This window comes from Leifsonia shinshuensis (assembly GCF_014217625.1).
Taxonomy (GTDB): Bacteria; Actinomycetota; Actinomycetes; order Actinomycetales; family Microbacteriaceae; genus Leifsonia; species Leifsonia shinshuensis_A.
Genome location: NZ_CP043641.1, coordinates 4,009,959 through 4,022,145, shown reverse-complemented (window position 1 = coordinate 4,022,145; position 12,187 = coordinate 4,009,959). Strand labels below are relative to the sequence as shown.

Genomic DNA, 12,187 nt, shown 5'->3' with positions numbered 1-12,187 from the left:
CCTACGGGATTGGTTTCTTATGTTACGGGATGTTGCCTGGGAGCAGTGACCGGGGTCACTCGCCCTTGCTCTTCTGGACGATCTCGTCGGCGACAGCCTTCGGGACCTCCGCGTAGCTGTCGAACTGCATCGAGTACACCGCGCGGCCCGAGGTCTTGGACCGCAGGTCGCCGATGTAGCCGAACATCTCGGACAGCGGGACGTTGGCGCGCACGACCTTGACGCCGCTCGCGTCCTCCATGGACTGGATCTGTCCACGGCGGGAGTTGAGGTCGCCGATGACGTCGCCCATGTACTCCTCCGGCGTACGCACCTCGACCGCCATGAGCGGCTCGAGGAGCACCGGGTTCGCCTTGCGCGCAGCCTCCTTGTAGGCCATCGAGCCGGCGATCTTGAACGCCATCTCCGAGGAGTCGACGTCGTGCGAGGCACCGTCGACGAGCGTCGCCTTGACACCCACCGTCGGGAAGCCGGCGAGAACGCCGACCTGCATCGCGTCCTGGATGCCCGCGTCGACCGAGGGGATGTACTCGCGCGGGACGCGACCGCCGGTGACGGCGTTCACGAACTCGTACGAGGTCTCCGGGGTCACCTCGAGCGGCTCCAGGGTGATCTGCACCTTAGCGAACTGACCGGAACCACCGGTCTGCTTCTTGTGGGTGTAGTCGTACTTCTCGACCGCGCGGCGCAGGGTCTCGCGGTAGGCCACCTGGGGCTTGCCGACGTTCGCCTCGACGTTGAACTCGCGCTTCATGCGGTCGACGAGGATGTCGAGGTGCAGCTCGCCCATGCCCTTGATGACCGTCTGACCGGTCTCCTGGTTCTGCTCGGTGCGGAACGTCGGGTCTTCTTCGGCGAGCTTCTGGATGGCCGTGCCGAGCTTCTCCTGGTCGGCCTTGGTCTTCGGCTCGATGGCGACCTCGATGACGGGCTCCGGGAAGGTCATCGACTCGAGGACCACCTGGTTGTCCGGGTCGCTCAGGGTGTCACCGGTGGTGGTGTCCTTGAGGCCGATCACCGCGTAGATGTTGCCGGCGGTGACGTAGTCGACCGGGTTCTCCTTGTTGGCGTGCATCTGGAAGATCTTGCCGATGCGCTCCTTCTTGCCCTTGGTCGAGTTCACGACCGCGGCGCCGGAGTCGACACGGCCCGAGTACACGCGCACGTAGGTCAGACGACCGAAGAACGGGTGGACGGCGACCTTGAACGCGAGGGCCGAGAACGGCTCGGTGGAGTCGGCGTGGCGCAGGATGACCTGCTCCTCGTCGCGCGGGTTGTGCGCCTCGATGGCCGGCACGTCGAGCGGCGACGGCAGGTAGTCGATCACGGCGTCGAGCATCGGCTGGACACCGCGGTTCTTGAACGCCGAACCGCAGAGGACCGGGTAGATCTCGTTGTTCACGGTGAGCTTGCGGATGGCCGCCTTGATCTCCGGGATGGTGATCTCTTCGCCGCCGAAGAACTTCTCGAGCAGCGCGTCGTCGGTCTCGGCGACGGTCTCGAGGAGACGGTTGCGGTACTCCTCGGCCTTCTCCTGAAGGTCGGCGGGGATCTCCTGGACCTCGTACTTGGCGCCCATGGTGACATCACCCTTGGCGTCGCCCGGCCAGACCAGCGCGCGCATCTCGACCAGGTCGACGACGCCGACGAAGTCGGACTCGGAGCCGATCGGGAGCTGCATCACCAGCGGCTTGGCGCCGAGGCGGGAGACGATGGTGTCGACGGTGAAGTAGAAGTCGGCGCCCAGCTTGTCCATCTTGTTGACGAAGCAGATGCGCGGGACGACGTACTTGTCGGCCTGACGCCACACGGTCTCCGACTGGGGCTCGACGCCCTCCTTCGCGTCGAAGACGGCGACCGCACCGTCGAGCACGCGGAGCGAGCGCTCCACCTCGACCGTGAAGTCGACGTGACCCGGGGTGTCGATGATGTTGATCTGGTTCTTGTTCCAGAAGCAGGTGACCGCGGCGGACGTGATGGTGATGCCGCGCTCCTTCTCCTGCTCCATCCAGTCGGTGGTCGACGCGCCGTCGTGCGTCTCACCGATCTTGTGGTTGACGCCCGTGTAGAACAGGATGCGCTCGGTCGTGGTGGTCTTGCCGGCATCGATGTGGGCCATGATGCCGATGTTGCGGACCTTCTTCAGGTCGGTGAGCACGTCCTGTGCCACAGGGTTCCTCCGAAAGAGTAGAGAGTGGAAGGGGTGCCGCCCGGGCGCGGCACTCCTAGGAGTACAACGCCCGGACGACGAAATTCATTACCAGCGGTAGTGCGCGAAGGCCTTGTTCGACTCGGCCATCTTGTGCGTGTCCTCGCGGCGCTTGACAGCGGCGCCGAGGCCGTTGGAGGCGTCGAGGATCTCGTTGGTGAGACGCTCGGTCATCGTCTTCTCGCGACGGCCCTTGGCGTAGCTGGTGAGCCAGCGCAGCGCCAGGGTGTTGGCGCGGTGCGGCTTGACCTCGACCGGCACCTGGTAGGTCGAGCCGCCGACGCGGCGGCTGCGGACCTCGAGGGTCGGGCGGATGTTGTCGAGCGCCTTCTTCAGCGTGGCGACCGCGTCCTGGCCGGACTTGGTCGAGACGCCCTCGAGCGCGTCGTAGACGATGCGCTCGGCGAGGCCCTTCTTGCCGTCGAGGAGGATCTTGTTGACGAGCTGGCTGACGACCGGCGAGCCGTACACCGGGTCGGCGACGACGGGGCGCTTCGGAGCGGGACCCTTGCGAGGCATTACTTCTTCTCCATCTTCGCGCCGTAGCGGCTGCGAGCCTGCTTGCGGTTCTTGACGGCCTGGGTGTCCAGGGCGCCGCGGACGATCTTGTAACGAACGCCGGGCAGGTCCTTCACACGGCCGCCGCGGACGAGCACCATCGAGTGCTCCTGCAGGTTGTGGCCCTCACCGGGGATGTACGCGGTGACCTCGGTCCCGTTCGAGAGCTTGACACGCGCGACCTTGCGGAGCGCCGAGTTCGGCTTCTTGGGGGTGGTGGTGTAGACACGGGTGCACACGCCGCGCTGCTGGGGGTTGGACTTCAGAGCGGGAGCCTTGGTCTTGGTGACCTTCGGCGTCCGGCCCTTCCGAACCAACTGCTGAATGGTTGGCACTGAACTTCTCCTTATATGGACTGCACGGTGACAGTTGTTGCTTTTTCCCCGCACCCCGAGCGACCCGCTTCGCGGGCGATCAGGAGTTGGGGAGTATCGGACCGATGGCCGATATGCCGTGGGGGCGGTGATTCCGTGCGGTCTCTCCGCCCATCGGATGAGTACGTGCCGGCCCGCTCGGTGTCGGCTCTCGCGAGCACACAACAAGCGCGCGACAGAGCGCACACCCGATAAATACTATCGTCCGCGCGGTGGGCGGTCAAATGAGCGAGGGCGTGCTAGCGGGCTGTCCGCGCACAGCGAAAGGGCGGCGTCCCGAAGCCGGGACGCCGCCCTGAGGCGTTGCGCGGAGGCGCGCTGCGACGGCTCAGCCGCCGATGCCCTTGGCCAGCTCGCTGTCGACGTTCTGGAGGGCGTCGGCGGCCTTGGTCAGGAACTGCGACATCCCGTCGAGGCCGTTGACGGCGTCCGTGGTGCCCTTGGTGAACTGCTCGTACGACGTGTGGAACGCGCCGGACGCCTGGTCGGTGACGAAGCCGCCGTTGACGAGCCCGTTCACGAGGTTCTGGAGCTCGTGCAGCTTCGCGGTGATGTCGTCCTTGCCCGCGGTGAGACGGTTGGCGGCATCGGTCATCTCGCCGTACGTGACGTTCATGTTGGCCATGAGTGTGTTGTCCCCTTCGGTGTGGTCTGGAGGCCGGGCGCTCGGGCCGGCCGGCTGACTCCCACCTAACCAGCGGCCCGGCGGGGAGGGAATGGGGAGGACTCCCCATCGGGCCGCCTCGCCCGGGCGGACGGCGCGGTCTAGCCTGGGTCGCATGCCCTCCTACAGCCCGATGAAGCCCAACTCGGCCTCACCCGCTGCCCGTGCCGCGGGCCGCTCGCGCTCCGATCGCGCAGCCACGCCGCCGTCCGGGGCGGAGCGGGCCTGGCGCCCGCTCGGCTACCTGCTGGTCGCCGTGGTGTGGACGGTGCTCGCCGCCGTCGTCCTCGCCCTCCCCGCCGCGCTGACCGTCGGGCTGGCGACCTCCAACCCGGACTTCACGACGCGGGGCTTCTTCGCCGGATCGGACGTCGCCGTGCTCGTCCTCTTCCTGGCGTTCGCGGTGATCGTGCTGGTGCCGCTGCTCGGCTACGCGTTCGTCGCGCTGGCGCTCGGCACCGTGCCGCTCGCGGTGCTGTCGTGGACGTACGTCGTCCGCAGCCTGTCGCCCGGCTACGCGGGCGAGCGGCTGTCGAGCACGGGCTGGTCGCGGAACGCGATCGGCCCGGTCACCGTTGCGCCGACGGCGATGTCGCTGCTTCCGGTCCGCGTGACGCCGTGGGCGGAGTTCTGGGTGCGGCTGATGTTCCTCGGCTGGAAGCCGAGCCGCGCCGTGCTGCTGGCCGGCCTCCCCTACGGGCTCGCGTCGTTCCTGCTGGCCGGCTGGCTGCTCTGGCCGGTCGGGCCGGTCGCCGCCGTCGTCTGGACCGTCGTGACCGCCGCACTGGTGGCCGCCGCAGTGGTGCTGGTCGTGCGCGCCTACCGGGCCGCCGCGGGCGCGCGGGCCGCTACGGGCGCGGCAGCGCCGCGCGGAAGGTGATGGAGTCCACGATCGCGTCGAAGAGCTCCAGGTAGAGCTCGGCGTCGGTCGCCATCGGCGCGTTCACGCGCAGGTGGATCAGCCGCTCCCCGTCGGGAGCCGCGAACCGGTAGTCGGCCACGAGCTCCGGAGCGGACTCCTCCTCGTACGTCGTCTGCCGCACGATCGAGCGGCGCCGGACGGGACCGAACGAGAAGGTCAGCGGATCGGCGTCCGGGAACGCCCGCTCCAGCCGCTCCGCGAGGTCGTCCTCCGCGCCGCCGGGCAGCTCCTCCCGCGCCATCACGATGGAGGCCGGGAACGGGACGCCGGGCAGGATCTCCATAGACATCGCCAGCGCGAAGGCGTCGGTGTCGTCGGCGAGCGCGACCAGCTTCTCCAGCTCGGTCTTGGCCGTGCGGCGCACGCGGGCCAGCCGGTCGGCGCGCCCGACGCGCTCGGCCACCAGGCGGTTGATCCGCCGGGAGGCCGCGGCCTCGTCGTGCAACGGGATCATCGCCCACGTGCCGGGGAACACGATGGTCAGCTCGTCCGCGATGGTGACCGCCCGCACGTCGCTCATGCGGCCTCCCCCAGCGTCACGCGCACCGAGTCCACGATCGCCTGGGTGTCGGCGACCATGTCGTCGAACCCGCCGATGAAGCCGGAGCGGAAGATCGTGTGGAAGGCCTGCGCCGAGCCGACCGGGAAGATCGCGAACACGACGCGCTGCTCGAGCAGGGCGTCGTCGGCGTCCGCGCTGTCGGCGAGCGCCGTGAGGTGCGTGAAGCCGACGAGCTCGCCCAGCGGATGCGCGCTGCGCCAGGAACGGTAGCCGATCACCTCGTAGCCCGGCTCGCGGCGGCCGGACTCGGCGTCGGTCGCTGCGAGGTAGCTCTCCGGGCTGTCGTCCACCTCCAGCTGCAGCAGCTCATAGGTCTGGTAGGCGTTGATCACGCCCGCCGACGGCACAGGGACGAAGACCCGTGCGCGGGTGGCGCCGGTCGGGTCCTCTGCGTGCAGCACCTGCTGCAGCGCCCGCAGCTGCGGGACGATGGGCGCCGCGTCGAGCGCGGCGGCCTGGCGCTCCGGCCAGTCGTCGGAGCCGGTCTCGCCCAGCAGCTCGACGTCGTACCAGCCCTCCGGCGCGTCGAACTCGATGCCGACGATGTCGCGTGGTCCGAGCAGGGACACGGTGCTCAGCCTCCCCAGACGTTGTTGCTCTTGTAGGTGGGCGCGTACTTGTCCGCGTTGTCGAGCGCGAACTTGGTGAGGTCGAGGCTCGGCAGCTTCGGGAGGTCGCTGTGGCTCGGGCCTCCCGAGACCTTGTTCACGAGGCCGTCGACCTTTCCAGGAGCGTTCACCAGGTCGACCCCCTTGTTGAACAGCACGCTGCCCTGATGGTACGCGGCGACCGCGGTCAGCGGGTTGAACTCCTTCGCCCGCAGGTCGTGGGAGACGGCCTTGGTGATGTTCTGGTCGATGCCGGCGAGGGTGCGCAGCGCCTTCATCTTGTCGGCGCCGTCCGTGAACAGCGCCTTGTACGCTGCCCGCTGGCCCGCCGCGGACTCCCCGGCTGCCTGCCAGATCTTGATCGGGTTGACGTCGTTCAGCGGCTTGTCGAACAGCTTCGTCGTCGCGGACTTCATCAGGCGTTTGCCGATCTGCATCTTCAGCATCGCGTTGGGCGAGGTGCGGACGCCGCCGACCAGCTTCGGCAGGCGGGCCAGGCCCTTGATGCGGGCGGCCTTGCCGAGGAACGCGAAGATCCGGCCGCCGAACAGGCTGAGCGCGACGCCGACCGCGGCGCCGACGATGTCGAGGAAGCTGCCCTCGCCGTTCGCGAACTTCACGATCGAGTCGATCAGTTTGATCACCGACGCGACGAGCGCGATCACCACCAGCACCTGGCCGAGGATGGGCACCCAGGAGAGGAAGATCGCCAGCACTCCCGCGATGTCGCCGATCGTGCTGATCACGTCCATGACCTTGTCCCAGAACCCCGGGTTGACCAGCCCGTTGTTGTGGTGGTCGACCACGTCCACGATCGCGTCGATGGCCTTCTGCGCCGCCGCGTCCTTCTTGTCGCGGGCGTCGTACCAGGCCTGGTGCGCGGCCTGGAGGGCGGCGTTCGCGCTGCGGGAGGCGTCGGCGGCGTCGGTCGCGGCCTTGTTCGCCGTGGAGGCGTCCTCCGGCTTCGCGTTCTGCGCGTCGCTGTGGGCCGTCGCCGCCGTCTTCGCGGCGGCGTCGGCGTCGCCCTGCTTCTGGCCGATCAGCGCGATCGCCTTGTCGGCGTCGTCCTTGGCCTCCCGCAGCGTGGAGGCGTAGGTCAGCAGGGCGGTGGCGGTCGTGGAGTAGCGGTCCTTCGCCTTGGTGATGTCGTCGGCGGTGTCCTTCGACATCTCCTGCAGCTTGGACACGGCCTGCGATTTGTAACCGTCCAGGTCGTGGATCTTGTTCAGTTCCTTGGAGGCCCGCTGGATGGCCTCCCCGATCGCCTGGTAGTGCTTGGCCTTGGTCTCGAGCAGGTCGGGGTCGCCCGCCAGCGGCTGGAACTCGCGGTCGCTCATGCGCCCTCCCCTACTTCTTCTTCTCGTCGAGCGCCTTCGCCAGGTCGCCGTCGACCTTGGTGAAGTTGTCCGCGACCGCTGCGATGACCTTCTGCACGTTGGAGACGTTGTCCGTCATGCTCTTGCGCTTCTCGTTCCACTTGTGGGCGAAGTCGCGCACGTGGCCTTCGAGGGCGTCGTGGCCGGTGGCCGCGGCGACCGAGTCGCTGAATTCGTCGGCGTCGTGGAACTCGCGCACCACGGCGTCGAGGTCGTCGCGCAGCTGGATCAGCTCATCCAGCTTGAGTACGAGGTCGGACACGTCTCCCCCTTCACGGGCCTGCAGTCGTCTCGGGCATCCTGGCGTTGAGCACGCTACCGCGGGGCCACGCGCATCTCGATGGGGAGCGGTCCCCATCGGCCGCGCTCGCGCGCGTGGGTAGGGTGCGTATCGTGCGCCTCAAACTCACTCTCGCCCGGTCCGCCGGCAGCACGGACGACATCGTGGTCACCGCCGACGCCGCCGCCAGCATCTCGGAGGTCGCTGCGACCATCGCCCGGATCGACCCGAAGCGCACCGGGCCGGCGGGCGAGGGCGGCGCGCTCACGCTGCGCGCGCAGCTCCCCGGGCAGGCCGAGCCGCTCATCCTGCCGCCGGACGCGCCGGTCGGCGAGGCGTGGATCGGCAGCGGCGCGACGGTCGCGCTCGCGGACGCGGGCCTCCACTACGCCCCGCCGCAGCTGGGCGAGGCCCCGGTGGTCGCCACGCTCCGGGTCGTGAGCGGCCCGGAGGCCGGGACGGAGTTCGCGCTGCGCGCCGGCTCCACCGTGCTCGGCCGCGACGAGGACTGCGACATCGTGCTCCAGGACCCGTTGGTGTCGAAACGCCACGTCCGCTTCGAGGCCGGCGACGGCGTGGAGGTCGTGGACCTCGGCTCGGCCAACGGCGTGGTCGTCGACGGCGGCGTGGTGACGCGCTTCACGGTGCGGCGCACGGAGACGATGCTGATCGGGGACACCGAGGTCGCGCTGACCGTCGCCGCCGGGTCGGAGACGCTGCCCGCGGCGACGCCGACCGCCGGGCCGGTGTTCTTCAACCGCTCCCCGCGCGTCGAGCGGCGCTACGCGGGCCAGGTGTTCGCCGCGCCCGAGGTGCCGGGCGAGAAGGACGACCCGCCCTTCCCGCTGCTGGCCATGATCACGCCCTTGCTGCTCGGCGGCGCGATGTTCGCCCTGACCCGGCAGCCGACGACCCTGCTGTTCGTGCTGCTCTCCCCCGTGATGCTCGCCGGCAACTTCTTCGCGAACCGCACGCGCGGCAAGCGCAAGCTGGCGAAGCAGATCGTCGTCTTCGAGCAGCGCCTGGACGCCCTGAGCGCCCGGCTGGACGAGGAGCGCCGCGCCGAGACCGAGCTGCGCCGCGCAGAGACGCCGACGACGGCCGACGCGCTGGCCCAGGCGGTGCGCCGCGAGCCGCTGCTCTGGACGCGGCGGCCCGAGCACTGGTCGTTCCTCAACCTCCAGCTCGGCCGCGGGTCGATGACCTCCCGCAACAGCGTGCAGGCGACAGAGCGCGGCGAGCTGATCCCGGAGTTCCAGGAGCGGCTCGACGCGGTCATCCGATCGCACGAGCGGGTGGAGGACGTGCCCGTCCTGGACAACCTGTACGAGTCGGGCGCGCTCGGGATCGCCGGGCCGGAGCAGCTCGCCGCCGGCTCGGTCAACTCGGTCCTCGTGCAGCTCACCGCCCTCCACTCGCCTGCCGAGCTGGTCGTGGCCGCGCTGGTGTCGCCGCGCTGGTCGAAGGAGCTGGGCTGGCTCAAGTGGATGCCGCACACGTCGTCTCCGCACAGCCCGATCACCGGCGGTCACCTGGCCGACAGCGCGTCGAGTGCGGCGTCGGTGCTCAGCGCACTGGAGGGCCTGGTGGAGGAGCGGCTCGCGGCGAGCAGGAAGGGTGCGCAGCGCCGCGGCGCGATGGAGCAGGACCGCGCGGCGCAGGAGCGCGGCTCGGAGGTCGGCGGCGGCCGCACCGGCGAGGGCACGCAGTCGCCGGTGCCGGCCGTGGTCGTCGTGATCTCCGACGACGTCGCCCTCGACCGCCCGAGGCTCGTGCAGTTCGCCGAAGCGGCGGCCGACGCCGGGGTGTTCCCGGTCTGGATCGCGGACGATCTCGCCGCGCTGCCGGCCGTCTGCCGCACGTACCTCGCGCACACCGACCAGCCGCACCGCGCGACCGCTGGGTTCGTCCGCACCGGCGAGACCGTGGACGATGTGGTCACCGAGCCCGTCTCCGCCGCCACCGCGCTCGACTTCGCCCGCCGGATGGCTCCGGTGATCGACTCCGGCGCGCTCGTCGCCGACGCGAGCGACCTTCCGCGAGCGGTGTCGCTGGTGACGCTGCTCGGCCACGACCTCGCGGAGTCGTCGTCCGCCGTGATCGACCGCTGGCGGCAGAACGCCTCGATCCACGACCGCGCAGCCGGAGCCCGCCCGGCCAAGCGGCGGCCGGGGACCCTGCGCGCCACGGTCGGCTCCTCCGGCGTCGACCCGATGCACCTCGACCTGCGCACGCAGGGGCCGCACGCGCTCGTCGGCGGCACGACGGGAGCGGGGAAGAGCGAGTTCCTGCAGGCGTGGGTGCTCGGGATGGCGGCCGAGTACAGCCCGGACCGGGTCACCTTCCTCTTCGTCGACTACAAGGGCGGGTCGGCCTTCGCGGACTGCGTCAGCCTCCCGCACTGCGTCGGCCTCGTCACCGACCTCTCTCCGCACCTCGTCCGGCGTGCGCTGACCAGCCTCCGCGCCGAGCTGCACCATCGCGAGCACCTGCTCAACCGCAAGAAGGCGAAGGACCTGCTGGAGCTGGAGAAGCGCGGCGACCCGGAGAGCCCGCCCGCGCTCGTGCTGGTCATCGACGAGTTCGCCGCGCTCGTCGGCGAGGTGCCGGAGTTCGTGGACGGCGTCGTGGACATCGCCCAGCGCGGCCGCTCGCTCGGTATCCACCTGATCATGGCGACGCAGCGGCCGGCCGGCGTCATCAAGGACAACCTGCGCGCCAACACCAACCTGCGGATCGCGCTGCGGATGGCCGACGAGTCGGACAGCCAGGACGTCGTCGGTGTCGCGGACGCGGCCCATTTCGACCCGGGACTCCCCGGGCGCGGGCTGGCGAAGACGGGTCCCGGCCGGCTCGTGACCTTCCAGTCGGCGTACGGCGGCGGCTGGACCACGCGCGAGCCCGAGCGCGCGGGCATCGAGGTGGCCGAGCTGCGCTTCGGCGGCGAGGTGCGCTGGGAGGAGGAGCGGCCGGCTGAGCAGCCGGAGCGCGACCTCGGGCCCACCGACCAGCAGCGGCTCGTCTCGGCGATCGTCCGCGCGCAGGCGGCAGCGCACATCCCGGCGCCGCGCCGGCCCTGGCTGGACGAGCTGGCGGCCGGGTACGACCTGGGCCTGCTGCGGCAGCGGACCGATGCGGAGCTCCTGCTCGGCGTCTCCGACATCCCCGACCGGCAGGAGCAGCGGCCGGTGTACTTCCGGCCCGACATCGACGGCAACCTCGCGATCTACGGCACGGGAGGTTCGGGCAAGTCGACGGTGCTGCGCACGCTCGCGTCGGCGGCGGCGATCACCCCGCGCGGTGGGCCGGTGCACGTCTACGGCCTCGACTTCGGCGCGGGCAGCCTCCGGATGCTGGAGAAGCTGCCGCACGTCGGCTCCATCATCCCGGGCGACGACGCCGAGCGGATCGTCCGGCTGTTCCGCACGCTGAAACAGGTGCTGGAGGAGCGCGGGCCGCGGTACGCCGAGGCGAACGCGTCCAGCATCACCGAGTACCGGTCGCTGACCGGCCGGCACGACGAGCCGCGCATCCTGCTGCTGGTCGACGGCTTCCCGAGCTTCCGCGAGGACTTCGAGATCCCGGCCGGGCGGTCGCAGTGGTACGACGTCTTCCGCGACATCCTCGCCGACGGTCGCCGGCTCGGGATGCACGTCGCGCTCACCGGCGACCGGGCCGGCGCGGTGCCCACCGCGATCGGCTCGCTCGTGCAGCGCCGCGTCGTGCTGCGGCTGGCGGAGGACGGCTACGGGATGCTCGACGTGCCGAGCGACATCCTCTCGCCGGCGTCGCCTCCCGGCCGCGCGATCGTCGACGGCTACGAGACGCAGATCGCCGTGCTCGGCGGGTCGCGCGCGGTCGCGGACCAATCGGAGGCCGTGCGGAGGCTCGCGGAGGCGATGCAGCGGGCGGGCGTCCTCCCCGCGCCGGCGATCGGCTCGCTGCCCAAGGAGGTCGCGCTCGCGACGCTGCCCGCCATGCATGCCGAGACGCCGGTGCTCGGCGTGAGCGACATCGACCTCGGGCCGTACGGCTTCGAGCCGAGCGGGACCATGCTGGTCGCCGGGCCGCCCGCGAGCGGACGCAGCACCGCGCTCGCGTCGCTCGCGGCCTCCCTCGCCCGCTTCGACCCGGAGACGCGGCTCTACTACCTCGGGTCGGCACGCTCGCCGCTGGCGTCGTCGGGGCTCTGGACCGACACCGCGCTCACCCCGGCCGCCGCCGCCGAGCTGGCCAAGGACCTGGCGGTGGCCGTGGCGGACCCGGACACCGAGGGCCGGATCGCTGTCTTCGTGGAGAGCATCGGCGACTTCCTGCAGACGCCAGCGGACTCCGCCATCGTCGAGCTGGTCCGCGCCGCCCGGCGCAGCGACCACCTGCTCGTCGCGGAGGCGGAGACGAGTGCGTGGGGCTCGTCGTGGCCGCTCCTCGGCGAGGTGAAGAACGGGCGCCGCGGGCTGCTGCTCCAGCCGGACTCGATCGAGGGCGACCTGCTGCTGAAGACGCCGCTGCCCCGGCTGAACCGGTCGGAGTTCCCTCCGGGGCGGGGGATGTACATCAGCAAGGGGGCGTTCACGCGGGTGCAGATACCGGTGTGAGCGGTGGCGTCGGCGTCTGAGTCGGCTGCCGGTGAA

10 protein-coding genes are annotated in these 12,187 nt (G+C 70.4%); 2 read left to right on the top strand and 8 right to left on the bottom strand.

Annotated elements, in window-relative coordinates; genetic code table 11:
* Positions 1-55: 55 nt before the first annotated feature.
* The 4 genes from fusA to F1C12_RS19520 all read right to left on the bottom strand — a co-directional run bounded on the left by fusA (position 56) and on the right by F1C12_RS19520 (position 3,766).
* A complete protein-coding gene (gene fusA / locus F1C12_RS19535) occupies positions 56-2,170 on the bottom strand; it encodes an elongation factor G (RefSeq protein ID WP_185276493.1) in 2,115 nt (704 codons plus the stop codon).
* An 87-nt stretch (positions 2,171-2,257) separates the two neighbouring features.
* Complete coding sequence (gene rpsG / locus F1C12_RS19530) at positions 2,258-2,728, bottom strand: 30S ribosomal protein S7 (RefSeq protein WP_179604991.1); 471 nt, start codon at positions 2,726-2,728, stop codon at positions 2,258-2,260.
* Positions 2,728-3,102 carry a 30S ribosomal protein S12 gene (rpsL, locus tag F1C12_RS19525; RefSeq protein WP_055913929.1) on the bottom strand — a complete coding sequence of 125 codons (375 nt, stop codon included), beginning with the start codon at positions 3,100-3,102 and terminating at the stop codon, positions 2,728-2,730. Before rpsL ends, rpsG begins: the two co-directional genes overlap by 1 nt.
* A 367-nt stretch (positions 3,103-3,469) precedes the next feature.
* Entirely contained in the window at positions 3,470-3,766 is a 297-nt protein-coding gene (locus F1C12_RS19520) for a WXG100 family type VII secretion target (RefSeq protein ID WP_175337701.1), read from the bottom strand.
* Positions 3,767-3,920: 154 nt separating this feature from the next.
* Here F1C12_RS19520 and F1C12_RS19515 point away from each other — a divergent pair, with 154 nt between their 5' ends.
* Positions 3,921-4,685, top strand: a complete 765-nt coding sequence (locus F1C12_RS19515) for a hypothetical protein (RefSeq protein ID WP_185276492.1) — start codon at positions 3,921-3,923, stop codon at positions 4,683-4,685.
* Here the strand turns inward: F1C12_RS19515 and F1C12_RS19510 are convergent.
* From F1C12_RS19510 to F1C12_RS19495, 4 genes are read right to left on the bottom strand one after another with little or no spacing between them, the layout of a single operon-like run.
* The gene (locus F1C12_RS19510) at positions 4,654-5,247 is read right to left on the bottom strand and encodes a hypothetical protein (protein ID WP_185276491.1); all 594 of its coding nucleotides are present in this window, start codon (positions 5,245-5,247) and stop codon (positions 4,654-4,656) included. The genes F1C12_RS19515 and F1C12_RS19510 overlap by 32 nt on opposite strands.
* The gene (locus F1C12_RS19505) at positions 5,244-5,858 is read right to left on the bottom strand and encodes a hypothetical protein (protein WP_258046026.1); all 615 of its coding nucleotides are present in this window, start codon (positions 5,856-5,858) and stop codon (positions 5,244-5,246) included. Before F1C12_RS19505 ends, F1C12_RS19510 begins: the two co-directional genes overlap by 4 nt.
* A gap of 5 nt (positions 5,859-5,863) precedes the next feature.
* Positions 5,864-7,234: a putative T7SS-secreted protein gene (locus tag F1C12_RS19500; RefSeq protein WP_185276490.1), complete on the bottom strand. Its 1,371-nt coding sequence runs from the start codon at positions 7,232-7,234 to the stop codon at positions 5,864-5,866.
* 10 nt (positions 7,235-7,244) lie between these two features.
* On the bottom strand, positions 7,245-7,535 hold the full coding sequence (locus tag F1C12_RS19495) for a hypothetical protein (RefSeq protein WP_185276489.1): 291 nt from the start codon (positions 7,533-7,535) through the stop codon (positions 7,245-7,247).
* Between the two features lie 131 nt (positions 7,536-7,666).
* Here F1C12_RS19495 and F1C12_RS19490 point away from each other — a divergent pair, with 131 nt between their 5' ends.
* Positions 7,667-12,151 carry an FtsK/SpoIIIE domain-containing protein gene (locus F1C12_RS19490; RefSeq protein ID WP_185276488.1) on the top strand — a complete coding sequence of 1,495 codons (4,485 nt, stop codon included), beginning with the start codon at positions 7,667-7,669 and terminating at the stop codon, positions 12,149-12,151.
* The last annotated feature ends 36 nt before the right edge of the window (positions 12,152-12,187 follow it).